At 66.2% G+C, this 22,371-nt stretch carries 24 protein-coding genes; 13 read left to right on the top strand and 11 right to left on the bottom strand.

Going from position 1 to position 22,371, the window contains the following annotated elements:
• Positions 1-26: 26 nt before the first annotated feature.
• Together IB258_RS02215 and IB258_RS02210 are read right to left on the bottom strand one after the other, a co-directional pair.
• Positions 27-938 carry a LysR family transcriptional regulator gene (locus IB258_RS02215; RefSeq protein WP_192352232.1) on the bottom strand — a complete coding sequence of 304 codons (912 nt, stop codon included), beginning with the start codon at positions 936-938 and terminating at the stop codon, positions 27-29.
• Positions 939-957: 19 nt separating this feature from the next.
• The gene (locus tag IB258_RS02210; RefSeq protein ID WP_059379704.1) at positions 958-1,839 is read right to left on the bottom strand and encodes a LysR family transcriptional regulator; all 882 of its coding nucleotides are present in this window, start codon (positions 1,837-1,839) and stop codon (positions 958-960) included.
• A 194-nt stretch (positions 1,840-2,033) separates the two neighbouring features.
• Here IB258_RS02210 and IB258_RS02205 point away from each other — a divergent pair, with 194 nt between their 5' ends.
• The 6 genes from IB258_RS02205 to IB258_RS02180 all read left to right on the top strand — a co-directional run bounded on the left by IB258_RS02205 (position 2,034) and on the right by IB258_RS02180 (position 5,591).
• Positions 2,034-3,020: a tripartite tricarboxylate transporter substrate binding protein gene (locus IB258_RS02205; protein ID WP_192352054.1), complete on the top strand. Its 987-nt coding sequence runs from the start codon at positions 2,034-2,036 to the stop codon at positions 3,018-3,020.
• A 96-nt stretch (positions 3,021-3,116) separates the two neighbouring features.
• The gene (locus tag IB258_RS02200) at positions 3,117-3,500 is read left to right on the top strand and encodes a PAAR domain-containing protein (protein WP_054454672.1); all 384 of its coding nucleotides are present in this window, start codon (positions 3,117-3,119) and stop codon (positions 3,498-3,500) included.
• Positions 3,472-4,011 carry a DUF4123 domain-containing protein gene (locus IB258_RS02195; protein ID WP_192327648.1) on the top strand — a complete coding sequence of 180 codons (540 nt, stop codon included), beginning with the start codon at positions 3,472-3,474 and terminating at the stop codon, positions 4,009-4,011. The genes IB258_RS02200 and IB258_RS02195 overlap by 29 nt, the downstream gene beginning before the upstream one ends.
• Positions 4,001-4,231 (top strand): hypothetical protein, encoded by a 231-nt coding sequence (locus IB258_RS02190; protein ID WP_192352053.1) that lies wholly within the window; start codon positions 4,001-4,003, stop codon positions 4,229-4,231. Before IB258_RS02195 ends, IB258_RS02190 begins: the two co-directional genes overlap by 11 nt.
• A gap of 6 nt (positions 4,232-4,237) precedes the next feature.
• Positions 4,238-4,864, top strand: a complete 627-nt coding sequence (locus tag IB258_RS02185; RefSeq protein ID WP_166738269.1) for a restriction endonuclease fold toxin 5 domain-containing protein — start codon at positions 4,238-4,240, stop codon at positions 4,862-4,864.
• A gap of 10 nt (positions 4,865-4,874) precedes the next feature.
• Entirely contained in the window at positions 4,875-5,591 is a 717-nt protein-coding gene (locus IB258_RS02180) for an immunity 52 family protein (protein WP_054454904.1), read from the top strand.
• Here the strand turns inward: IB258_RS02180 and IB258_RS02175 are convergent.
• Positions 5,588-6,535 (bottom strand): LysR family transcriptional regulator, encoded by a 948-nt coding sequence (locus tag IB258_RS02175; protein ID WP_166738268.1) that lies wholly within the window; start codon positions 6,533-6,535, stop codon positions 5,588-5,590. The two genes, IB258_RS02180 and IB258_RS02175, sit on opposite strands and share 4 nt — an antisense overlap.
• Positions 6,536-6,642: 107 nt before the next feature.
• On the opposite strand from IB258_RS02175, the gene IB258_RS02170 reads away from it, so the two are divergent.
• The 3 genes from IB258_RS02170 to IB258_RS02160 are packed head-to-tail and all read left to right on the top strand — an operon-like array spanning position 6,643 to position 9,833.
• Complete coding sequence (locus IB258_RS02170; RefSeq protein ID WP_225590243.1) at positions 6,643-7,800, top strand: ABC transporter substrate-binding protein; 1,158 nt, start codon at positions 6,643-6,645, stop codon at positions 7,798-7,800.
• A 16-nt stretch (positions 7,801-7,816) separates the two neighbouring features.
• Positions 7,817-8,881, top strand: a complete 1,065-nt coding sequence (locus IB258_RS02165; RefSeq protein WP_119451170.1) for an aromatic ring-hydroxylating dioxygenase subunit alpha — start codon at positions 7,817-7,819, stop codon at positions 8,879-8,881.
• Position 8,882: 1 nt separating this feature from the next.
• Complete coding sequence (locus tag IB258_RS02160) at positions 8,883-9,833, top strand: PDR/VanB family oxidoreductase (RefSeq protein ID WP_175180867.1); 951 nt, start codon at positions 8,883-8,885, stop codon at positions 9,831-9,833.
• Here IB258_RS02160 and IB258_RS02155 read toward each other — a convergent pair.
• Positions 9,830-10,558 (bottom strand): GntR family transcriptional regulator, encoded by a 729-nt coding sequence (locus IB258_RS02155; protein ID WP_225590242.1) that lies wholly within the window; start codon positions 10,556-10,558, stop codon positions 9,830-9,832. The two genes, IB258_RS02160 and IB258_RS02155, sit on opposite strands and share 4 nt — an antisense overlap.
• Positions 10,559-10,837: 279 nt before the next feature.
• Between IB258_RS02155 and IB258_RS02150 the strand changes: the two genes are divergently transcribed.
• Complete coding sequence (locus tag IB258_RS02150) at positions 10,838-11,740, top strand: dihydrodipicolinate synthase family protein (protein WP_054454681.1); 903 nt, start codon at positions 10,838-10,840, stop codon at positions 11,738-11,740.
• 16 nt (positions 11,741-11,756) lie between these two features.
• On the top strand, positions 11,757-12,722 hold the full coding sequence (locus IB258_RS02145; RefSeq protein ID WP_054454686.1) for a tripartite tricarboxylate transporter substrate binding protein: 966 nt from the start codon (positions 11,757-11,759) through the stop codon (positions 12,720-12,722).
• 64 nt (positions 12,723-12,786) lie between these two features.
• On the opposite strand, the gene IB258_RS02140 is transcribed toward IB258_RS02145, so the two are convergent.
• The 3 genes from IB258_RS02140 to araD are packed head-to-tail and all read right to left on the bottom strand — an operon-like array spanning position 12,787 to position 16,331.
• On the bottom strand, positions 12,787-13,776 hold the full coding sequence (locus IB258_RS02140) for a tripartite tricarboxylate transporter substrate binding protein (protein WP_192352052.1): 990 nt from the start codon (positions 13,774-13,776) through the stop codon (positions 12,787-12,789).
• A gap of 58 nt (positions 13,777-13,834) precedes the next feature.
• Positions 13,835-14,545, bottom strand: a complete 711-nt coding sequence (locus IB258_RS02135; RefSeq protein WP_192352231.1) for a ribonuclease activity regulator RraA — start codon at positions 14,543-14,545, stop codon at positions 13,835-13,837.
• A 55-nt stretch (positions 14,546-14,600) separates the two neighbouring features.
• Complete coding sequence (gene araD, locus IB258_RS02130; protein WP_175160679.1) at positions 14,601-16,331, bottom strand: L-arabinonate dehydratase; 1,731 nt, start codon at positions 16,329-16,331, stop codon at positions 14,601-14,603.
• 123 nt (positions 16,332-16,454) lie between these two features.
• On the opposite strand from araD, the gene IB258_RS02125 reads away from it, so the two are divergent.
• Entirely contained in the window at positions 16,455-17,144 is a 690-nt protein-coding gene (locus tag IB258_RS02125; RefSeq protein WP_054454703.1) for a GntR family transcriptional regulator, read from the top strand.
• A gap of 119 nt (positions 17,145-17,263) precedes the next feature.
• The gene (locus IB258_RS02120) at positions 17,264-17,728 is read left to right on the top strand and encodes a surface-adhesin E family protein (protein WP_054454705.1); all 465 of its coding nucleotides are present in this window, start codon (positions 17,264-17,266) and stop codon (positions 17,726-17,728) included.
• A gap of 29 nt (positions 17,729-17,757) precedes the next feature.
• Here IB258_RS02120 and IB258_RS02115 read toward each other — a convergent pair whose 3' ends face one another.
• The 4 genes from IB258_RS02115 to IB258_RS02100 all read right to left on the bottom strand — a co-directional run bounded on the left by IB258_RS02115 (position 17,758) and on the right by IB258_RS02100 (position 22,297).
• On the bottom strand, positions 17,758-18,870 hold the full coding sequence (locus tag IB258_RS02115; RefSeq protein ID WP_192352051.1) for an acyl-CoA dehydrogenase family protein: 1,113 nt from the start codon (positions 18,868-18,870) through the stop codon (positions 17,758-17,760).
• 123 nt (positions 18,871-18,993) lie between these two features.
• Positions 18,994-19,821, bottom strand: coding sequence for an alpha/beta fold hydrolase (locus IB258_RS02110; protein ID WP_225590241.1), 828 nt, complete (start codon positions 19,819-19,821; stop codon positions 18,994-18,996).
• 3 nt (positions 19,822-19,824) lie between these two features.
• On the bottom strand, positions 19,825-21,120 hold the full coding sequence (locus IB258_RS02105; protein WP_119451164.1) for an O-acetylhomoserine aminocarboxypropyltransferase/cysteine synthase family protein: 1,296 nt from the start codon (positions 21,118-21,120) through the stop codon (positions 19,825-19,827).
• A gap of 37 nt (positions 21,121-21,157) precedes the next feature.
• Positions 21,158-22,297, bottom strand: a complete 1,140-nt coding sequence (locus tag IB258_RS02100) for an aminotransferase class V-fold PLP-dependent enzyme (protein ID WP_175180863.1) — start codon at positions 22,295-22,297, stop codon at positions 21,158-21,160.
• Positions 22,298-22,371 lie beyond the last annotated feature (74 nt).

Below are 22,371 nucleotides of genomic sequence, written 5' to 3'. Positions count from 1 at the left end.
CCAAGCAGGACGGCTGACGCGCGGCTTTACTTGACCGGAAACTTCAGCTTGGGCGCGGCTTCCCTGACCATGGCCCAGAAGGCGTGCGCAGCAGGCGACAGCTTGCGTTCATTGAGGCAGGCCAAGCCGATCCTGCGCTTGGAGGCGGGACTGATCTTGCGGTAGACCAGCCCGTCGTAAGCCTGCGGCAGCACCAGCGACGCCAGCACGGAGATGCCCTGCCCGCGCCTGACGAACTCCAGGATGGACATGATCTGCGAGAGGTCGTGCGCGATGTGCGGCTTGGCGCCGGCTCGCTCGAACATGCGCGTAATGACAGGCTGCGAACCGGCGCGCGTCATGATCAGCGGATAGTCGATCAGGTCCTTCACCGCGATGGTCTTGCGCTCGGCCAGCGGGTGGCCAGCCGGAAGCACCACCATCAGCTCATCGGTAACGAGCGGCAGCGTGTCGAAATCCGGCTTGGGCAAGGCCACCACGCCGATCTCGATGCGGCGTTCGACCAGCGCGCGCTCCAATTCCGGGTCCGGCTTCTCGGTAACGAACACGTCGACGCCCGGATAGCGGGCTTTGAACATCTCAAGCAGCTGCGGCAGGATGTTCAAGGAGGAGCTCGCCCCCAGCGAACCCAGATTCAACAGACCCGAGCGCAGGCCCGCGCTGGCGTTCGCCGTCGCGCGCACGATCTGCAGGGACGCGAACACGTCCCTGACATGCGGCAGAATCTGCTGTCCCGCATAGGTGAGGTGCACCCCCGATGCATTGCGGTCGAGCAAGGCCGCTCCCAGCGTGGCCTCCAGCGTGCGCAGGGCGTGGCTGGTGGCCGAGGGCGTCATCCCCAGCCGGGCGCCGGCGCCCGCGATGCTGTCGGCGGAGGCCAGCGCCAGCAGCAGTTCCAATTGCCTGAGGGAGAGGGATTTTGCGGCCTGATCCGGCATGGTCATGTTTCCTCAGATGCTAACCGGCCAGCGCCTGCGCCAGCCCTAATGCCCGCGCCAGGAACGCCGACGTGTCGTCCTTGCGATAGCTGACGATCACCGGCGACACAAAAGTATCGGCGTCTATCGCCACATGCGCCACGTCCTGCCGCTGCAAGCGCTGCACCGACGCCGGTACCACCGTCACGCCCAGCCCCGCCGCCACCAGGCCAATGGCGGTCTGCAGTTCGTTGGCTTCCTGCACCACCTGCGGCGCGTGCCCCGCCGCGCGGAACAGGCCCAGCACATGGTCGGAGAAATTCGGCCTTGGCCGCGCCGGATACAGCACGAAGGGTTCGCGCGCCAGGCGTTCGACGGATACCCGCCGCAGCCGCGCAATGGGATGGCCCAGCGGCACCGCAGCCATCAGCGCTTCGGTCATCAGCACCCGTCGCTCGATGGCGGGATCGTCGAACAGGATGCGGCCGATGCCCAGATCGATGCGGCCGGCCTTGAGCGCCTCCAGCTGCGGCAAGGTGGTCATTTCCGTGAGCCCCACTTCGACCTGCGGGTCCGCGTTGCGCAGCTGCCGGATCAGCTCCGGCACGAAACCGTAAAGAGAGGACGGCACGAAGCCTATGCCGAACCAGCGCCGCTGGGTCTGCCCCAGCCGCCGCGTGCCTTCCAGCACTTCTTCCAGGCGCGCAGTCAGCAGGCGCGATTGTTCCAGCAGGAAGCGGCCCGCTTCCGTCAGGCGCAGCGCGCGCGTGGTGCGCTCGAACAGCTGCACGCCGAGTTCTTCCTCGAACAGACGGATCTGGCGGCTGAGCGGGGGCTGGGCCATGTGCAGCCGCGCGGCCGCGCGGGTGAAGCTGCCTTCCTCTGCCACGGCCTGGAAATAACGCAGTTGCCTCAATTGCATCGCGTGGTCTTATACATACCATAAAGGTATTAATCGGAACCCATATAGTCTTGGACTCGCAGGGAAAACGCAAGCCATACTGAGCTATCGCACGAACCTGATCATGGAAAGTATGAATCGCGGGAACATCTTCCCGTGATCTGCGGACCGCCGGCGCGCAGCGACACAATAATTCCAGCAATACGGAGACCATCATGCGCTTGCGCTCTGCATTCCAACGACTCGCCCGGGCCTGTATGGGCCTGGCGCTGCTGGTGGGCTCGTCCGCCGCCCTGGCGCAAACCTACCCGGATCACCCGGTCAAATGGATCGTGCCCTTCCCGCCCGGCGGCGCGATGGACAGCATCGCGCGCACCCTGGGCGAATCCATGGGCAAGCAGCTCAACACCACCTTCATCGTGGAAAACCGCGCAGGCGCGGGCGGCAACATCGGCGCGGCCAGCGTGGCCCGCGCCAAGCCGGACGGCTACACCATCCTGATCGTCGCCAACGGCATGGCCGTCAACCCGGCGCTGTACACGGATCTGAACTACGACCCGGTCAAGGACTTCGCCCCGATCTCGCTGCTGGCCGTGGTGCCCAACGTGCTGGTCACCAATCCCGCACGCACCGGCGCCACCAGCGTGCAGGACGTGATCGCCAAGGCCAAGGCGCAACCCAACCATTACACATACGCCTCGGCCGGCGTGGGCACGTCCATCCATCTGGCGGGCGAGCTGTTCCTGTCCATGGCCCAGGTGGACATGCTGCACGTGCCCTACAAGGGCAGCGGCCCTGCCGTCGCCGACCTGCTGGGCGGACAGGTGGATTACATGTTCGACAGCATCACCTCCGCCAAGCCGCACATCGAAGCCGGCAAGCTGCGCGCGCTGGCGGTAACGACCAGCAAGCGTTCGGCCGCCCTGCCCGACGTGCCTACCGTGGCCGAAAGCGGCCTGCCCGGCTATGAACTGATGCCCTGGTTCGCGGCTTTCGCCCCCGCCGGCACGCCGCCCGACGTAGTCGCGAAACTGAACGCCGCCATGCGTGCCGCATTGAACGACGCCAAGGTGCGCGCCACGCTGGACTCCATCGGCGCCGAGCCCATTGGCGGCACGCCGGACGAACTGCGCGACCACCTGGCGCGCGAGACCGCGCAGTGGAAGACGCTTGTGAAGGAACGCAATATCAAGATCAATTGAGGCCGGCGCGGCCTTCGTCTTCCCACTTATGATTCTCGTCAACGCCCCCCTTGGTTGAACGATGCTAAGTTCGCCTTCAACCAAGAAGGAGGCGGCATGTCTGAGCGATCGATCATCAGAAAGGGAGATCGGACTTCGCACGGCGGGACCGTAGCCGAGGGCCACCCCACCTCGATGCTTCTTGGACGCGAGATCGCCTTGGTGGGGCATAAAGTCACCTGCCCCAAATGCAAGGGCGCCTTTCCCATCCTGGCGGATCCGGGGCGCAATCATACATTCATGGGCCAGGACACCGCCGTGGAGGGAATGCGCACCGCCTGCGGCGCCGTATTGATAGCGTCACAGATGGTGGCGCGCATCGGTCTGGCACAAGGATTGTCCGATCCCGCTCCAATGAAAACCGCGCAGAGCGACACGCTGTGCCAGGAGTGCCTGGAGGCCGCTGCCCGCAATGCCGCAACCACCGTGGCGCGAGGGTAGCCCGGTGGCGATACAGGCAGAGGAACACTTCGCGGCCCGTCTGCAGCAAACAAATTTTCCCTTGCGGCTTTACGGTCTGGTTGACGCGCTGCTGCACGCACAAGTGTCGGCTACACAGCCCTTATTCCGCTCCTCATCTTGCGTGGCGCTGTTCGACGGCACGCCTGATGAAGCGCTGGCTCATGCCGGCCCATGGCTGCTGGATTGCTCCGCCGATCGAAGCGCGCACATCCCTGCGCTGCAACGCCTGGCGGAAAGCGAGCTTGGATGCACCTGGATCGTCAGCGGCTACGCAATGGACGATCTGGCCGAAGCGCTGCGGGCGCGATTGGACGTGCGCATGCCCAACGGGACAACTGCATTGCTGCGCTATTACGACGCAAGACTTGCGGACGACATTGCAGCGCTGCTGACCGCCGAGCAACGGGCCGCGTTCTTTGCCCCCTTCCAGGACTGGCTTGTGGAGCGCAACGGCAAACTCATCAGGATCCATTCCGTCCATGGTGCTTGAATTCACTCCACAACAGGTTGCAGGTCTATGTGCAATCGACGCCAAGGGCTTTTTGCACGGGGTCGAGCAAGAGGCGCTGGTTCCTGGATTCTATGAACAACCCGGGTTTCTTGCCTGGATCCGTAAGCCCGGACGCCCCGCCGATCAACGATTCCATGACTACATGCAAGTGATGAAATGGCAATCGCGCCAACGGCTTCAACAAGAGCAAAGGGAGTAAGGAAGAATGCCCGGACCTCTGGCAATACCAATCGCGGGATGGGTAGCGGAAGCCATAGCGGCAGCGCTCGCCCGGGCGGCAGCAAGCGCCGCGGCAGGTGCCGTGCTGGGAGGCGTGACCACTTTACCAGGCGATACGCCTCGGGAAGACAGTGAAGCCAAACCCACCGACCGCGCCTTGCCCAGGACCGAAGAACCGTGCAAGAAATGCCCGCCGGACCTGGGGATGAAAGTCAGACGCAGGCATGGGGCAAATTGGAACGCCTACGCATACCAGGCCAGGATTACCGGATTCGACTACGACACGGAGTATTGTTTGTGGAGCGATGAATGGAACTGGCAGGGAGGCGCTCACGGCGGCGGGTTCGACATCGATTTCGACGGCTTTGTGTCGACGGAATGCCTGCTGCAGGAGACCAAAGGAAACTACGACAGTTTCATCGATGAGGACGGCGAGCAAGCAGGTTGGTTTGGCGGCTTCAAGACCATGCGCTTACAAGCCAGCCGCCAGGCAGGCGCGGTTCGCATCAACCCTCCAACAAGATTGAGATGGTATTTTCAAACGCCTAGAACGCAGGCGCTGCTGCGGCAGTTGCTGAATAGCCTGGGTGCAGAATCCGTAGTTGTTCCCTGACGAGAAAGACATGCTTATCACATGCCAATTTGAAGACCCGAAACATCAGTCCGGCGATTTTCCCGAAATGCTTCGTCGACTGCACGCGATCACGAAGCTGCTGGCTGACAAATCCGACGGATTGACGGAGTGGTTCTCGCAGGGTGAGTCAATTGACGAAGCCAGGTTGTATCCTGCATTCGAGGGCGACGAACCCTCGAATGCGTTTCTTGCCGTGTTGAACAACGAATATCGGCTTGACCGGTCATTTACTGCCATCTCTATTTGGAATGGCGCTGAAGAACAGCGCAACAGCGTAGTTCTTGAACTGCAGGGCAACGACAGGGGCAGGCCGTGCACTCTGACCGTCTCTTACCATAAGCGACGCGACGACCGCTTTGGCGGCGCCGCCTCGGTGAAGGACATCGTCGCCGCGATCGCCCAGCTCTTCGTCGCGCAGTACATAGCCGTCTCGCCACGCTATTACGACGAAAAGCAGGTTTTCGACGACAAACCCGGCGTCGGCTGGATGCTTTACCTTCCCCAAGTGATCACTCCCGAGCAAGTCCCGGAAGCCCAGGCTCTGATTCCCGTTCCCGCTGCTGGAAAGAAACAAACCGGCACCATCATCGTCAGCGTCGCGAACGAAGTGTTTTCGCTGGACAACGCCAGCCACGTCGAATTGGCGAACCGCATCGAGATGCGCCTGGTGGACCAGGACCTGCTGCCGCGCTATGCGGATCTCTAGTCGCGCCCACCCTGCTTGAGCCTCGCCCCGTCCCACGGATACCCATCGAACGTATCCTTCACCAGTTCCCGCAGCCAGATGATCGCCGGATCCTGGTGAAAGCGCGGATGCCAATGCTGGCGCAGCGCGAAGGACGGCAGCGGCAGCGGCGGCTCCAGCACCTTGACCACGCCGTAGCCGCCGAACACATTGCCCAACTCCTGCGGCACCGTGGCGATGAGATCCGGGTGCTGGTCCAGCAATAGCGGCACCACCAGGAAGTGCGGCGTGGACAGGAAAATGTTGCGCTTGACGCCCTGCTCCTCCAGTGCGCTGTCATAGGCTTCAGACGAGCGTCCGGCCAAGGTCACCACGATCTGCGGCATGCGCTGGAATTGTTCCAGGGTCAGCTCGTCGCCCACCTCCTGGTTCTTCACGCTCACCAGCGTCACGAAGCGGTGCATGAAGAGCTGCTGCTGAAACAGACCCTGCGGCGCCGCGCGCAGCGATCCCAGCACCAGATCCACCTCGCCGGACGCCAGCAGCGGCTCGACCTGCTGCAGCGGCACCTGGCGCGTGCGCAGGGTGCAATGCGGCGCCAGTTCGCGCAAGCGCTTGATCAGCGGCGGCAGGAACACCAGTTCGCCCATGTCCGTCATGCACAGGGTGAACACGCGCATCGCCGAGGCCGGATCGAACTGCGCTTGCGACAGCACCTGGCCGCGTATGGTCGCCATCAGCGCCAGGATGGTGGGCGCCAGGCTCTCGGACTTGGGCGTGGGCTGCATGCCCTGGCCGGTCTTCACGAACAGCGGATCGTCGAAGAACGCGCGCAAGCGGTTCACGGCGTGGCTCATGGCGCTTTGCGACAGGCCGAGCTGCTCGCCGGCGCGGGTCACGCTGCGCTCGCGCAGCAGGCTGTCGAAGACGGCGAGCAGGTTGAGGTCCAGTTTCTCGTTATGCATAGCGTGCATTTCCAGAATCATGCTCATGACATTGACGCATATTCCGCCGCTATCTATCGTCTTGTCAAACGCCGCACAGACCGGCGTTTCCACAAGGAGACAACATCTTGAAGCCCCTTCTACACCCCGTGCGCGCGGTGCTGGTTTCGTGCGCCCTGCTGTCCTGTAACGCCGCCTCGGCCGATGTCGGCGTCGGCGTCATCCTGTCGCTCACCGGCCCGGCCGCATCGCTGGGCGGCCCGGCCAAGAACGCGATAGACCTGCTGCCGCGCGAGATCGCGGGCGAGGCGGTGCGCTACATCGTGCTGGACGACGCCTCGGACGCCACCGGCGCCGCCCGCGCCTTCCGCAGGCTGGTCGACGAGCATAACGTGGACGTGGTGCTGGGTACGTCCGTCACCCCCGCCACCCTGACCCTGCTGCCTATCGCCCAGGAGAAGAAAGTGCCGCTGATGAGCCTGGCGGCCGGGGCCAAGCTGGTCGAGCCGATGGACGCGCAGCGCCACTGGGTGTTCAAGGTGGTGCAGAACGAAAACCTGATGGTCGCCAGCACCGTCGCGCACATGCAGGCCGCCGGCGTGAAGACGCTGGGCTACATCGGCTTTGCGGACGCCTACGGCGACAGCTGGCTGGCCGAAGTTTCCGCGCAGGCGCAGCGCGCCGGCATCAAGCTGGTTGCCACCGAGCGCTACGTGAAAACGGACACCAGCGTCACGGCGCAGACCCTGAAGCTGCTGGCCGCCAGGCCGGACGCGGTCATCGTGGCGGCGTCCGGCACGCCCGGGGCGCTGCCGCAGAAGTCCCTGCGCGAGCGCGGCTATGCCGGCCGCATCTACCAGACCTACGGCATCGCCAACCGCGAGTTCCTGCGCATCGCCGGCAAGGACGCCGAGGGCGCCTTGTTCGCCGTGGGCCCGGTCGTGGTCGCCAGCCAGCTGGACCAGGCCAACCCGATACGCGCGGTCGCCATGGACCTGACGCAGCGCTACGAAGCCGCCCACGGCAAGGATTCCATGTCGGTGTTCGCGGCCAACGCCTGGGATGCCGGGATCGTGCTGCAACAGGCGCTGAAGACCACCTTGCCCAAGGCCAGGCCGGGCACGCCGGAATTCAGGGCGGGCCTGCGCGACGCGCTGGAAGCCACCCGCGACGCCGTGACTTCGCAAGGCGTGTCCACCATGTCGCCCTCCGACCACGTGGGCTATGACGAACGCGCCGCTGTCATGGTGCAGATCAAGGACGGCGCCTGGCGCTACGTCAAGTAAACCAAGGAGCTCATCCATGTTCATCAAAAACACCTGGTACGTCGCCGCCTGGGACCAGGAAGTCAGCGCCGACGGCCTGTTCTCTCGTACCATCACCGGCGTGCCCGTGCTGATGTACCGCGACGGCGCCGGCCGGCTGGTGGCGCTGGAAGACCGCTGCTGCCATCGCGGCGCGCCCTTGTCGGTGGGACGGCGCGAAGGCGACTGCGTGCGCTGCATGTACCACGGCCTGAAGTTCGATCCCAGCGGCGCCTGTGTCGAGGCCCCGGCGCAGGCGCGCATTCCGCCTCAGGCCCGGGTGCGGACCTTTCCCGTGGTGGAGCGGCACCGCTGGATCTGGATCTGGATGGGCGATCCGGAACGCGCGGATCCGGCCCTCATCCCCGACACCCAATGGCTGGATCATCCCGATTGGCGCAGCCTGGACGGCTATATCCACTATGACGTCAACTATCTGCTGATCGCAGACAACCTGCTGGACTTCTCCCACCTGCCCTTCGTACACCCGACCACGCTGGGCGGCAGCGAGGACTATGCCTCGGTCTCGCCCAAGGTCGACCGGCTGCCCGACGGCGTGCGCATCACGCGCTGGACGCTCAATACCGAAGCGCCGGCCTTTGCCAAGAAGGTCCGCGAATGGCCAGGCCTGGTGGACCGCTGGAACATCTACAACTTCACCCTGCCCGGCATCCTGCTGATGGACTCGGGCATGGCCCCGGCCGGAGACGGCGCACAAGAAGGAAACCGCGCCGGCGCGATCGAATTCCGCGGCTGCCAGGCCCTGACGCCCGAAACCGAAACCTCGACGCACTACTTCTTCGCGCATCCGCACAACTTCTCGATCGAGCGGCCCGAGGTCACTGCCTCCATCCACCAGAGCGTGGTGGATGCCTTCGACGAAGACCGCGACATCATCACCGCGCAGCAGCGCTCGCTGTCCCTGGCGCCCGACTTCAAGATGGTGCCGCTGTCCATCGACGCCGCGCTGTCCCAGTTCCGCTGGGTGGTGGCGCGCCGCATCGAAGAAGAGCAGCAGGCAGCCGGCGCGTCCGGCGTGCGCCCGGCGCAGGCGGTGGCCTGAAATGCGCCGGCTAGTCATCAGCCGCATCGTGCGCGAGGCGCGCGGCGTGCTCGGCCTGACGCTGCGCAGTCCTGACGGCGCCATGCTGCCGGCCTTCGAGGCCGGCGCGCATGTGGATGTGGCGTTGGGCAATGGCCTGGTCAGGCAGTATTCCCTTTGCGGCGACCCGGCGGAACTGGGCGTGTACCGGCTGGGCATCGGCCTGGCGGCCGCGACGCGCGGCGGTTCGCGCTACATCCATGAACAGCTGCGCGAGGGCGACCTGGTGGATATCGGCGAGCCCAGGCAATTGTTCGGGCTGCATGCGCAGGCCGCCGGCCATGTCTTCATCGCGGGCGGCATAGGCATCACGCCCATCCTCAGCATGATCCATGCAAGCGTCAGGCGCGGCGAGCCCTGGCGGCTGCTGTACTGCGTGCGCGACCGCGACGCGGCAGCCTACCTGTCTGAACTGGCCTTGCACGGCGAACGAGTGACGCTGCATGTCGACAGCGAACAAGGCGGCGCGCGCTGCGACCTCGACGCCTATCTGGGCGCGCTGGGGGAACCAGGCTTGCATGTCTATTGCTGCGGCCCCGGGCCGTTGATGGATGCCGTGGCCACGGCCTGCGAACGCGGCGGAATCGCCGCGGCGCGCGTGCATTTCGAGCGCTTTTCCGCCAGCGCGCCTGCTGCGGCCGAGCCCGGTTCAAGCTTTGCCGTGCGGCTCGCGCGCAGCGGCGGCTGCCACGAAGTGCCCGCGGACAAGTCGGTGCTGGATGTGCTGGAAGCGGCCGGCGTCGCCTGGCCGTACTCCTGCCGGGAAGGCCTGTGCCGCAGCTGCGAAGCCGGCGTGCTGTCCGGCAAGGTCGACCACCGCGACTACGTGCTCAGCGACGAGGAACGCGCCGCCAACCGCAGCATGATGGTCTGCGTATCGCGCGGCTGCGGCACGCTGGAGCTGGACGTCTAGGCAGGTTCCTGCAGCGCCGACGCATCCAGCAGATGGTCGACGATGGCGAGTATCTGCTCGGCGGCTTCGCCGATGTGCCGCTCCAGCGCGGCCTCGGCGTCTTCGGCCCGCCCCTGCCGGGCGAGCGCGATCAGTTCGCTGTGCTCGTCGTGGGCTTGCTGGCGGATCGGCGCGTTGACGATCTGGAAGCGGAAATAGCGTTCGGATTTTTCATGCAGCGCGCGCACCATGGCCAGCGCGGCGGGACGTTGCGCCGAGCGGTACAGCAGTTCATGCAGTTGCCAGTTCAGGCGGCCCCATTGCTCAGGCTCGGCCGTGTCCATCTGCGCCACCACCTGGCTCGCCAGATCCAGATCCTGCGTCTGATGCTGCTGCACTGCCAGGCGCAACAGCCACGGCTCCAGCCGCAGGCGGATGTCGAAGAACTCCTGCACCTCGGCGCGCGACAGCATGGAAACGTAGGCGCCGCGATGCGGGATCATGTCGATCAGTCCTTCGGCGCTGAGCTGGCGGATGGCCTCGCGCACGGGCAGGCGGCTCACCCCCAGTTCCTCGGCGAACAGTTCCTGGCGCAGCGCGGAACCGGGGGGAATCGCGCCGGACAGGATGCGGTCGCGCAGTTCGTCGACCACCAGTTCGACGGCGGTCTTGCGCACGAGGCGGCCGGGGCTGGCGGCCTGGGAACGGGACGGATTGGAAGCGGAAAGCGGCGAATTCTGGGACATGAAACCTGCCTGGTTGCACCGTGCGGCGGGGGCGGCACGGCAGGACTGGGCGGAAAACAGGGCCGCCATGCCCAGGAAAACCCCGAGAGACAGCCGCTACCCGCAGCCCTTTTAATGTGAGTATATTGGATCCATGATCCAGTTCAAGCCGGCGCCCCCAAGGGCGACGGACCGAGGCCCGAGCCTCGTTTTTTTAAGCCCCATATTTTTGGATCCAATATCCAATAACCACTATCCAACCGGATTGCACCGGATGGATCACGCATCAGGAGCCGCAGCATGAGCATTCAATGGCAAGGCGTATTTCCCGCCGTCACCACCAAGCTGAAACCCGATTTCTCGCTGGATCTGGAGGCCATCCGCCAGGGACTGGAACGGCTGATCGAGAACGGCGTGGGCGGCGTCGTGATGATGGGCATGGTGGGCGAAAACGCCCAGCTCTCGCCCGAAGAAAAACTGCAGGTGCTGCGCACCGCCGTCGACACCGTGCGCGGCCGTGTGCCGGTGATTTCCGGCGTGGCGGAAACCGGCACCGCCCGCGCCGCGGCCTTCGCGCAGGAAGCCGAGCGCATCGGCGTGAATGGCCTGATGGTGTTCCCCGGCCTGACCTACAAGTCCGACGGCCGCGAGACCGTGGCCTTCTATCGCGAGGTGGCGCGCGCCAGCGCCCTGCCCATCCTGCTCTACAACAATCCGCGCGGCTACGGCGTGGACCTGACCCCGGACCTGGTGGCCGAATTGCTGGAAGAGCCGACCATCGTCGCCATCAAGGAAGAGTCCTACGACACCACCCGCGTGACCGACCTGATCACGCGCTTCGGCGACCGTCTTGCCGTGGTCTGCGGCGTGGATGACCTGATCCTGGAAAGCGCCGCGCTGGGCGTGACGGCCTGGGTGTCGGGTATGGCCAACGCCGTGCCCCGCGCCTCGGTCGACCTGCTGAAACTGGCCGTCGAGGGCGATTTCGTGCGGGCCCGCAAGCTTTACGCCGCGTTGACGCCGCTGTTCCACCTGGACACGGTGGTCAAGCTGGTGCAGCACATCAAGCTGGCCGAGCACCTGATCACCGGCAGCGCCGAAACCGTCAAGCCGCCGCGCCTGGACCTGGCCGGGGCCGAACGCGAACGCACTATCGCCATCACCAAACAGACGCTCGCGGATCTTTCCGCCCTGGGCTACTGATACCGGAGCCGCCACCATGCGCCCATACCGCCTGTCCGCGCTGGCCTTCAGCGCCCTGTCCGCAGTTTCCGTCCTGTCCGCCGCGCACGCCGCGGATTACCCCGCCCGCTCGATGGAACTGGTGGTCGCCTACCAGCCCGGCGGCGGCAGCGACAACACCGCGCGCGCCATCGCCGAGGCGGTGCGCCCGCCCATGCTGGCGCAGCCCACGGTGGTGATCAACAAGCCGGGCGCCAGCGGCTCCATCGGCTGGGCCTACGTGGCCAACGCGCAGCCCGACGGCTACCGGCTGGTGCTGATGACGCCTGAAATGCTGGTGGTGCCCCTGATGGGCATAGGCAAGACCACGGTCGGCGACTTCCAGCCCATCGCCCGCTTCACCGACGATCCCTCGTCGGTCACGGTACGCGCCGATGCGCCCTGGAAGACGGTGGAGGAATTCCTGGCGGACGCCAAGAAGAATCCCGAACGCGTCGCCGTGTCCAACGCCGGAATCGGCACGGTGCCGCACATGGCGGCGGCGGCGCTGGGCGAACAGGCTGGCGTGAAGTTCGTGCACGTGCCCTACCAGGGCTCGGCCCCGGCCATCATGGGTCTCCTGGCGGGCGACGTGCAGGCCACCACGGTTGCCTACGCCGAACTGCAGCAGCACGTGGAAACCGGCAAGCTGCGCACCCTGGCGGTCATGGCGCCCAAGCGCCTGGACAACCTGCCCTCCGTCCCGACCATGAAGGAAAAAGGCGCGGACCTGCAATTCAGCGTCTGGCGCGGCATCGGCCTGCCCAAGGCCACGCCCGCGGACGCGGTTGAAAAATGGCGCGCCGCGGCCCGCCAAGTCGCGCAATCGCAGGACTTCCAGGCGCTGATGCGCAAGCAGAACCTGACGCCCTCCTATGCCGACCAGCCGCAATTCACGGCCGACGTGGCGCGCCAGGAAGAGGCGTTCAAGGCGCTGGTGCCGAAGCTGAACTTGAAGCCCTGATCGTGACATCCTGAGCGGCGGCGGGGACGGCGCCGATATGCCGTCCCCCCTTTGCCCGATCCGCTTACTCGACCGTCGCGCCCGACTTCTTCACCACTTCCGCCCAGCGCGGGATTTCCGTCGCCATCAGGTCGCGCAGCTGTTCGGGCGTGCTGCCGACCACTTCCATGCCCATGGTCTTGCCCAGCTTCTCCTGCACGTCCGGCTCTTTCAGGATCACCGCGATTTCCTGCGACAGCTTGTCGAGAATGGGCTTGGGCGTGCCCTTGGGCGCGTACACCGCCTGCCAGGACGCCATCTGGAAGCCCGGCACGCCGGCCTCCTGCATGGTCGGCACCTCCGGCGCCAAGGCGATGCGGTCCTTGGTGGTCACGGCCAGGAGCTTGAGCTTGCCGGTCTGCAGCAGGGGCAACGCCGCCGTCATCTGGTCGAACATGAAGGTCACCGCGCCCGAGGACACGTCGACCATGGCGGGCGGCGTGCCCTTGTACGGCACGTGCGTGAGCGGCACCCCTATCATGCTGGAGAACAGTTCACCCGCCAGGTGCGTGGAGGTGCCGGCGCCCGAGGACGCGAAGGTGCGCTTGGAAGGATCGCGTTTCAGGAGCGCGATCAGGTCGGCCACGGAATTCACGCCCAGGTTCGGATCCACCAGCAATACGTTGGGCAGGTAGGCGATCAGCGAAACCGGCTCGAAATCCTTGACCGGGTCGTACTTCAGGTTTTTGTACAGGCTGGCGTTGATGGCGTGCGTACTGATGGTGCCGCCGAACAGGGTGTAGCCATCCGGCGGCGCCTTGGCCACATAGGTCGCGCCGATGCCGCCCGCGGCGCCGGGCTTGTTCTCGACGATGACGTTCTGATGCAGGCGGTCGCCCAGCTTCTGGGCCAGCACCCGGCCCACCACGTCGGTCGAGCCGCCCACGGTGAACGGCACCACATAGGAAATCGGCTTCTGCGCGGGCCAGTCGGCGGCCTGCGCGGGCGCCGCCCACGTGCCCAGCATGGCGGCGGCCAGCAGCGCGGCCAGCGCGCCGCGTCGTTGCGTGTTCATGGTTGTCTCCTGCCTCTTGTTTGGCTTATGGGGTTGCCGGCTGAGCCGGCGGCAAGGCTCAGCGGCCCTGTTGCTTGCGCCATGCGGCGAACTTGTCCTTGGTGCCGGGATCCGTGGGCGGATACAACCCCAGGATGGATGCGCCCAGCTGCACCTCGCTGGTCACGAAGTCCTCGAAGGCCGTCATCTCCACGGCTTCGATGGCGATCTCGTCGGCCAGGTGGGCGGGGATCACCACCACGCCCTCGCGGTCGCCCACGACGATGTCGCCCGGCCACACCGCCACGTCGCCGCAGCCGATGGGTGCGTTGATATCCAAGGCCTGGTGCAGGGTCAGGTTGGTGGGCGCCGAAGGCCGCTGGTGATAGGCGGCAAAGCCCAGTTCGGCAATCTCGGGCGAATCGCGAAAGCCGCCGTCCGTCACCACGCCAGCCACGCCGCGCTTCATCAGCCGCGTCACCAGGATGGAACCGGCGGAAGCCGCGCGCGCGTCCTTGCGGCTGTCCATGACCAGCACCGCGCCTTCAGGGCAGGTCTCGACTGCAACGCGCTGCGGATGGGAGCGGTCCTCGAACACCTTGATGGTGTTCAGGTCCTCGCGCGCGGGGATGTAGCGCAGGGTGAACGCCGGGCCGACCATATTGGGCAGCGTGGCGTTCAGTGGACGCACGTCCTGGATGAACTGGTTGCGCAGGCCGCGCTTGAACAAGGCCGTGCACAGGGTGGCGGTGCTGACGCCGGCCAGGCGGGCGCGGGTTTCGGGATTCATTTGGGACACGATGGCTCCGTATTCTGAAGACGGTGGGATGGGCGCGGATGACGCTTTAAAAGATCTCGGGTTCGGGCACGGGCGCGCCGAAAGCGGTTTCCAGGAAATCGAAATCGCAGCCGTCGTTGGCTTGCAGGATGTGCTTCGAGTACATCCAGCCGTAGCCGCGCTCGTAGCGCCGGGGCGGCGGCGTCCAGGCGGCGCGGCGCGCGGCCAGTTCTTCGTCGCTGACGTTCAGGTGGATGCTGCGCGCGGGCACGTCGACGGTGATCAGGTCGCCCGTCTTCACCAGGGCCAGCGGGCCCCCGATATAGCTTTCCGGCGCCACGTGCAGGATGCAGGCGCCGTAGCTGGTGCCGCTCATGCGGGCGTCGGACAGGCGCAGCATGTCGCGCACGCCCTGCTTCACCAGCTTGGTCGGGATGGGCAGCATGCCCCACTCCGGCATGCCGGGACCGCCCTGGGGGCCGGCATTGCGCAGGATCATGATGTGGTCGGCCGTGACGTCCAGGTTCTCGTCGTCCACCGCGGCCTTCATGCTGGGGTAGTCGTCGAACACCAGGGCCGGCCCGGTGTGGCGCAGGTACTGCGGCGCGCAGGCGCTGGGCTTGATGACGCAGCCGTCCGGCGCGATATTGCCGCGCAGCACGGCCAGCGCGCCTTCGTCGTAGATGGCCTGGTCCAGCGGGCGGATCACGTCGTCGTTGTAGACCTCGGCGCCGGCGATGTTCTCGCCCAGGGTCTTGCCGGTGACTGTCATGGCGGACGGATCCAGATGGTCCTGCAGCCGCGACATCAGCGCCGGCAGCCCGCCCGCGTAGAAGAAGTCTTCCATCAGATAGGTGTCACCGCTGGGCCGGATGTTGGCGATCACCGGGACCTTGCGGCTGGCGGCGTCGAAGTCGTCCAGGCCCACGGCGCAGCCGGCGCGGCGCGACATGGCGACCAGGTGCACGATGGCATTGGTGGAGCAGCCCATGGCCATCGCCACGTTGATGGCGTTCTTGAAGGAGGCCAGGCTCAGGATGCGCTGCGGCGTCAGGTCCTCCCAGACCATCTCCACCACGCGCCGGCCGCATTCGGCGGACATGCGCATATGGTTGACGTCCGCCGCCGGGATCGAGGAGGCGCCCGGAAGCGTCATGCCTATGGCTTCGGCGATGGCGGTCATGGTGCTGGCCGTGCCCATGGTCATGCAGGTGCCGTAGCTGCGGGCGATGCCACCCTCGACCTCGGTCCATTGCTCCTGCGTGATCTTGCCGGCGCGGCGCTCGTCCCAGAGCTTCCAGGCATCCGACCCGGACCCGAGGATCTTGCCCTTCCAGTTGCCGCGCAGCATGGGGCCGGCGGGCACGTAGACGCAAGGCAGCCCGGCGCTGACCGCGCCCATGATGAGTCCCGGCGTGGTCTTGTCGCAGCCGCCCATGAGCACCGCGCCGTCGACCGGATGGCTGCGCAGCAGCTCTTCGGTCTCCATGGCCAGGAAGTTGCGGTACAGCATGGTGGTCGGCTTGACGAAGGATTCCGATACCGAAATCGCGGGCAGCTCCACCGGAAACCCGCCCGCCTGGAACACGCCGCGCTTGACGTCCTCGACGCGCTGCTTGAAGTGGCTGTGGCAGGGATTAAGGTCCGACCAGGTGTTGATGATGGCGATGACCGGGCGGCCCGCCCAGTCGTCGGGGCCATAGCCCATCTGCATCATGCGGGAGCGGTGGCCGAAGGAACGCAGGTCGTCCCGGGCCATCCAGGCGGCGCTGCGCAGGCTTTCGTAGGAGCGTTTCATAGGGGTGAGGCGGTCTTTCGTAATGTTGACCGGGTCATTTAAACACTAATACATTAGTGCGTCAGCTAGGTAAAAACCCGCTAAACTCCGTTACTCTTCAGGCCCAACTCCGCACGCGACCCGATGCAAAGCACCAAGCTCAGACTGGACCGTTCGCGCCACGCCGCGCCCCAGGTCTTCGAACATCTACGCGAACAGATCGTGTCCCTGGAACTGGCTCCGGGCACGCCCCTGTCGCGCATCACGCTGGCGGAAACCTACGGCCTGAGCCAGACCCCGATCCGCGACGCGCTGATGCGGCTGGCCGAGGAAGCGCTGGTCGAGATCTATCCGCAGCACACCACGGTGGTCAGCCGCATCGATGTGGACGCCGCCCGCGAGGCGCATTTCCTGCGCCGCTCGCTGGAGCTCGAGATCGTGCAGATGCTGGCGCAGCGCCCGGATCCGCAGCTCTTCCAGCGCCTGCAGGCCAGCATCGACCTGCAGCGCGCCAGCCACGCCAGCAGCCAGTACCAGCGCTTCATCGACGCCGACCAGGCCTTCCACCGCGACATGCACGAAGCCGCCGGCGTGACCCGGCTGTGGGAACTGGCGCAACGCTACAGCGGCCACCTGGACCGCTTGCGCCGCCTGCACCTGCCCGAGGCCGGCAAGGCCGAGCGCATCCTGGACGACCACCAGCGCCTGCTGGACGCCATCGTCGCGCAGAACCCGCAGCGCGCCCAGCAGGTGCTGCGGGAACACCTTTCGGGCACCCTCAGCCAAGTAGCCGAGATCTGCAGGCGCTATCCGGAATATGTGTTGACGGCTTAGGCCCCGCCGCCCCTCGGACGTATTCGCTCCGCGCGCACGCGCCCTGCCCGGTATGATCAGGTACACGCCATGGCCACAAGCCTGGCGCCGGCGCGCCGCGCCACCACCGGAAAACACCAATGACCGCAAGGCACGCATTCCTGATCGCCCTGGCCGTGACCGCCTGGGTCCACCCCGCGCAGGCCGCGCCGCCCGGCGACATGCCGTCCGCCGCAGCAGCCTGGCTGCCGTTGGACCCCCAAGCCATGCCTGGCGTGTTCTACGACAGCGCGTCGATCAAGGTGGTATCGGAGCGCCCGGCCGTGATGGCCGTGAACGTAGCCTGGTTCTACGCCCAACCCAAGATTTCCGCCGCCAACGGGCAACCCTACCGCTCCGTGATCCAGCCGGTCACCATGAACTGCACCGCCGGCACCTATACCGTCAGCCAGGTCGTGCACCATGCGGGCGAGAACGCCACCGGCCCCATCGTCGAGTCCCTGCCTCCGCCCGGCATCCGCAATGCGCCAATCGCGCAAGACCCCGTGCAGCGCAAGCTGCGCGAGATTGTCTGCCCGGTCAATGGCAAAGGCATACGGCGATAAGACCCGGCCGTCGCGGCCCCGCCGCGCCGCTATCCACCCGCTTCGGCCGCCAGCCGCGCCTGGCGCTTGGCCAGCTCCGTCTTCAATTGCGCCAGGCTGGGCGTGACGATGGGCAGGAATGCCGCTTCCCGCCAGCGCCGCGCAAAGCCTGCGCCAGCCGGCCGCAGATAGGCCGCGCCGCCGCTGGCCTGCAGTTCCAGCTGCACCGCCTGCTGGGCAGCTTCGGCCAAGGCGATGCGGAGCTCGAACAGCCGCCAGGGCTGCGAGACGAAGCTCCCGCTGCGCACCCCATCGATCAAACCCGCCGTCAGCGCGTGCAACTGCGTCTCCAGCGCTTGCAGCGGCTGGCCCAGGATGCCGCGCGAGGCCAGGCCCTGCCCTGCCTGTTGCGCGGCGCGCAAAGCGCCCCGCGCCAGGCCAATGGACAGGCCGCATTGCATGCCCGCAAAGGCCGGCCGGGCCTGGGGCAGATACTCCCGCGCATCAGGATGGATGATCCATTCGGGACCCATGCGCACGCCGCGCAGATCCAGCGCCGCGGTGTGGGTCGATTGCAGCGCCAACAAAGGCAGGTCCGGGCTGCGGGCAAGTCCCGCGATGCCATGCGGCAGCGCGACCACCGCCGGCGTTCCATCGGGCGCGGCAACAGCGGCGGCCACCAGGAAGCCCTGGGGCCGCAGATTGGTGACCCAGGGCATCCGGCCGTCCAGCACCCACGCGCCGTCCGCCTCGCGCGCGGCGATCTGCAGCGACTCGATGCCGCTCAGGAACTTCATGGCGTTCGACAGCGCGGTCGCACCGGCCTGCTCACCCTTCAGCAGCGGCGCCAGCCAGGCTTCCGCAAGAGCCTTGTTGGGGCTGCGCAGCAGATACTCGATGAAGACTCGCTGGCTCCAGGCCACGAAGGCCCCGGCAACGGAAAGCTCCGCCAATTGCGCGATCATTTCGATCGCGTCGCCGATATCCGTGTCTGGCAAGCCGCCCTGCCCCACGGGCACGCCATGGCGCAACACGTCGGCGGCAGCCAGTTGCGGCAACACTACCGCCGCATCCATGCTGCCGTCGTCCAGCGCATCGGCATGCTGTCGCAGCCAGGCTTGCAGATCGGCGGGCAGCGCGGCGTGGACGGTCGGACGGGCCATGGAGGTCTCCTGCGGGTCGGCATCGGACGCGCGGGCACTGGCGGCCCGGCGCAATCCCGCATGATGCCCGCAAACTGCGATGCCCGGGCGACCGTATCAGCCGCCCATCCTGGCCGTGCCGGCTCAGGCCAGGCCCAGCAGCAGATCCGCCAGCAAGGCCGGATGCGTGATGTGGGCTTCGTGCGGCGCGGCGATGTCGACCCAGTTCCAGCCCGCTTGGGACTGCACCAGCTTGCGCGATTCATCCAGCACGGCCAGCTCGGGCTGGGTGCAATGGACATAGGTGCGGGCCACGCCATTGCCGATGGGGTGTTTCAGGTTCAGCGGCGTGGTGTAGCTGGCCAGCGGATGGGCGGTCAGGCGGCGCTTGACCCAGTCATGGTCCGCGCTGCCCGGCGTGAATCCCCAGGCCGCCGGCAGCGGATCGGGAATCGGCACGGCCAGTCCATCGGTGGCCTTCGAGGCCGCGGCGATGCGCGCGTCGGCATCCGCCTTCGGATAGACCGAGAATGCATTCTGGCCGCTTTGCAGCACGATGGCGTCGAAGTACACCAGATGCGCCAGCCGCTGCGGAATCCGATCGGCCACGCCCGTGATCGGGATGCCGCCGAAGCTGTGGCCCACCAGGATCACGTCCTTCAGTTCCTGGGTCTCGATGACCTGGACCAGGTCCTCGACAAAGGTGTCGATGGTGATGTTCTTGCTCAGCAGATGGGCGCGGTCGCCCATGCCGGTGTAGCTGGGCGCGTACACGCGGTGACCGGCCGCCAGCAGGCGGTCCGCCACCGGACGCCAGCACCAGCCGCCATGCCATGAGCCGTGGGCCAGGACATAGTTGCGGGCCTTTGCGGCCGGGGCTGCCGGGGCTGCCGCCCCGGCCGCTCCCGCGGCCGCGAGCGCGGGCAAGCCCGCGGCCAGCTTCAACAAGGTTCTGCGGGGAAGCATCGTCATGGCTTACACCTGCGCCAGCGCCTGATCCAGATCCGCCAGCAGGTCGTCGATATGCTCGATGCCGATCGACAGGCGCACGGTTTCCTCGCGCACGCCGGCTTTCTGCAGCTCTTCGGGATTGAGCTGGCGGTGCGTGGTGGATGCGGGGTGCGTGGCCAGCGACTTGGAGTCGCCGATATTGACCAGGCGGGTGAACAGCTGCAGTGCGTCCTGGAAGCGCGCGCCGGCCTCGCGGCCGCCCTTCACGCCGAAGGTGAAGAGCCCGGGCGCCTTGCCGCCCAGGTACTTCTGCGCCAGCGCGTGGTCGGGATGGTCCGGCAGGCCGGCGTAGTTGACCCACTCGACCTTCGGATGTTCGCGCAGGTACTTGGCGATCTTGACGGTGTTCTCGACGATGCGGTCCACGCGCAGCGCCAGGGTCTCGATGCCTTGCAGGATCTGGAACGAGTTGAAGGGCGAGATCGCCGCGCCGGTATTGCGCAGCGGCACCACGCGGGCGCGGCCGATGTAGGCGGCCGGACCGAAGGCTTCGGTGTAGACCACGCCGTGGTAGCTGACGTCCGGCGTATTCAGGCGCTTGAAGCGCTCTTTATGCTCGGCCCACGGGAACTTGCCCGAGTCGATGATGGCGCCGCCCAGGCTGGTGCCGTGGCCGCCCAGGTACTTGGTCAGCGACTGCACCACGATGTCGGCGCCGTGCTCGATGGGACGCAGCAGGTACGGCGACGGCACGGTGTTGTCGACGATCAGCGGCAGGCCGTGGCGGTGCGCCAGGTCGGCCAAGGCGGCGATGTCGGTGATGTTGCCCAGCGGATTGCCCACGGATTCCGCGAAGATGGCCTTGGTGCGGTCGTCGATCTGGGCCTCGAAGGCGGCCAGGTCGGAAGGATTCGCGAAACGCGTGGTGATGCCGTATTGCGGCAACGTGTGCGCGAACAAGTTGTAGGTGCCGCCGTACAGCGTGCTGGACGACACGATGTTGTCGCCCGCCTCGGCAATGGTCAGGATGGCGTAGGTCACCGCGGCCTGGCCCGAGGCCAGCGCCAGCGCGGCGATGCCGCCCTCCAGGGCCGCCACGCGCTGCTCCAGCACGTCGGTGGTCGGGTTCATGATGCGGGTGTAGATATTGCCCGGCACCTTGAGGTCGAACAGGTCGGCGCCGTGCTGCGTGTCGTCGAACGCGTAGGCCACGGTCTGGTAGATGGGCACGGCCACGGCGCGCGTGGTCGGATCGGGGCGGTAGCCGCCATGCACGGCCACGGTTTCAAGCCGCCACTGGGGCTTCTTCGCTTCGGTCATCAGTATCTCCTGAAGTGTTGCTTATCAATGATTCTTCTCAGACGGGAAGCGTCCGCGCTGCGCGCAGTATGCGTTCCACGTCCGCATGATTGTTATAGGCGCCGACGGACAAGCGCACGTAACCATACTCCACTATGCTGGCCACGATCCCGGATTGTGTCAGATGCGCCAGCGCGGCCGCGGGATCCGGCACGCGCAGCGCCGTCGTCGTGCTGCGGAATTCCGGACCGGCCGGTGACGCGACCTGCAGGCCCACTCCGCGCAAGCCGGTGCTCAGCGCTTCCGAAAGCTCCAGCACCCAGGGCTCGATACGTTCGGGCCGCGCGCCTTCGATCAGGTCCAGCGCGCCGGCCCAGCCCGCGATGCCCGGATAGTTCAGGTTGCCCGATTCGAGCCTGCGGGCGTCAGTAGCATCGGCGATGCCCACCTGCCATTGCAGTCCGGATTTATCCAGCGTGTTGACGCCGGAAGGTCCGATATACAGCGGATCCAGGGCTTCGAGCAGCCGGGGCGATACATGCAGCAGGCCCACGCCCAGCGGTCCAAGCATGCCCTTATGCGCGCCGCAAGCAAAGGCATCCACGCCCCATTCATCCACGTTGACGCGCAACAGCCCCGCGCCCTGAATCCCGTCGACGACCAGAAAGATGCCGCGTTCGGCGCAGCGCCTGCCCAGTTCGGCGATATCGGTGCGCAGGCCAGTGCCGTACTGCACCCAGGACACTGCAATCAGCCGCGTGCGCGCATCCACATGCTGCCAAAGGTCATCCACCGTGTAGCGATGCGAATTCGCCTGCGCCACGCGCACCTGGACGCCACGGCGCCGCAGGTTCAACCAGGGCAAGGCATTGGTGGGATGCTCCTGATCGTCCACCACCAGGTTGTCGCCTTCCTGCCAGGCCAGCCCCTGCGCAACGGTGTTCAACCCTTCGGTGGTGTTCTTGGTGAAAGCCAGGCGCTTGGCGTCGCCGCCGATCAGGCGGGCCAGCCGCAAGCGCAACGCATCTGCGTCCCGCAGCCACTGGGGCTTGTCGCTGCGTGCGTGCGTTATGCCTTGGAAAAATGCGCCGACCGCCTCGGCCACCTTGGGCGCCAGCGGGCTGGTGTAGGCAATGTTGGCGTAAGCCTGGTCTTGCGTGATCGGAAACAACTGCCTGAATTCGTCCTGCCAGCTCATGCGCCACCGCTCCGTCATTTCAACTTGGTATGCAGCGATTCTAGGTATATGACGCAGATTTGAGTAAGGCTTAG

The organism is Achromobacter sp. ACM02, from assembly GCF_014851605.1.
Classification (GTDB): Bacteria; Pseudomonadota; Gammaproteobacteria; order Burkholderiales; family Burkholderiaceae_B; genus Achromobacter; species Achromobacter aegrifaciens.
Note: the sequence above shows the minus strand (reverse complement) of the source record. Positions and strands in the feature narration are given on the sequence as shown.

Coding starts and splice junctions, on each gene's coding strand:
- IB258_RS02215 (WP_192352232.1), bottom strand. CDS start 938: ATGCCGGATCAGGCCGCAAAATCCCTCTCCCTCAGGCAATTGGAACTG.
- IB258_RS02210 (WP_059379704.1), bottom strand. CDS start 1,839: ATGCAATTGAGGCAACTGCGTTATTTCCAGGCCGTGGCAGAGGAAGGC.
- IB258_RS02205 (WP_192352054.1), top strand. CDS start 2,034: ATGCGCTTGCGCTCTGCATTCCAACGACTCGCCCGGGCCTGTATGGGC.
- IB258_RS02200 (WP_054454672.1), top strand. CDS start 3,117: ATGTCTGAGCGATCGATCATCAGAAAGGGAGATCGGACTTCGCACGGC.
- IB258_RS02195 (WP_192327648.1), top strand. CDS start 3,472: ATGCCGCAACCACCGTGGCGCGAGGGTAGCCCGGTGGCGATACAGGCA.
- IB258_RS02190 (WP_192352053.1), top strand. CDS start 4,001: ATGGTGCTTGAATTCACTCCACAACAGGTTGCAGGTCTATGTGCAATC.
- IB258_RS02185 (WP_166738269.1), top strand. CDS start 4,238: ATGCCCGGACCTCTGGCAATACCAATCGCGGGATGGGTAGCGGAAGCC.
- IB258_RS02180 (WP_054454904.1), top strand. CDS start 4,875: ATGCTTATCACATGCCAATTTGAAGACCCGAAACATCAGTCCGGCGAT.
- IB258_RS02175 (WP_166738268.1), bottom strand. CDS start 6,535: ATGCATAACGAGAAACTGGACCTCAACCTGCTCGCCGTCTTCGACAGC.
- IB258_RS02165 (WP_119451170.1), top strand. CDS start 7,817: ATGTTCATCAAAAACACCTGGTACGTCGCCGCCTGGGACCAGGAAGTC.
- IB258_RS02160 (WP_175180867.1), top strand. CDS start 8,883: ATGCGCCGGCTAGTCATCAGCCGCATCGTGCGCGAGGCGCGCGGCGTG.
- IB258_RS02155 (WP_225590242.1), bottom strand. CDS start 10,558: ATGTCCCAGAATTCGCCGCTTTCCGCTTCCAATCCGTCCCGTTCCCAG.
- IB258_RS02150 (WP_054454681.1), top strand. CDS start 10,838: ATGAGCATTCAATGGCAAGGCGTATTTCCCGCCGTCACCACCAAGCTG.
- IB258_RS02145 (WP_054454686.1), top strand. CDS start 11,757: ATGCGCCCATACCGCCTGTCCGCGCTGGCCTTCAGCGCCCTGTCCGCA.
- IB258_RS02140 (WP_192352052.1), bottom strand. CDS start 13,776: ATGAACACGCAACGACGCGGCGCGCTGGCCGCGCTGCTGGCCGCCGCC.
- IB258_RS02135 (WP_192352231.1), bottom strand. CDS start 14,545: ATGAATCCCGAAACCCGCGCCCGCCTGGCCGGCGTCAGCACCGCCACC.
- araD (WP_175160679.1), bottom strand. CDS start 16,331: ATGAAACGCTCCTACGAAAGCCTGCGCAGCGCCGCCTGGATGGCCCGG.
- IB258_RS02125 (WP_054454703.1), top strand. CDS start 16,455: ATGCAAAGCACCAAGCTCAGACTGGACCGTTCGCGCCACGCCGCGCCC.
- IB258_RS02120 (WP_054454705.1), top strand. CDS start 17,264: ATGACCGCAAGGCACGCATTCCTGATCGCCCTGGCCGTGACCGCCTGG.
- IB258_RS02115 (WP_192352051.1), bottom strand. CDS start 18,870: ATGGCCCGTCCGACCGTCCACGCCGCGCTGCCCGCCGATCTGCAAGCC.
- IB258_RS02110 (WP_225590241.1), bottom strand. CDS start 19,821: ATGACGATGCTTCCCCGCAGAACCTTGTTGAAGCTGGCCGCGGGCTTG.
- IB258_RS02105 (WP_119451164.1), bottom strand. CDS start 21,120: ATGACCGAAGCGAAGAAGCCCCAGTGGCGGCTTGAAACCGTGGCCGTG.
- IB258_RS02100 (WP_175180863.1), bottom strand. CDS start 22,297: ATGAGCTGGCAGGACGAATTCAGGCAGTTGTTTCCGATCACGCAAGAC.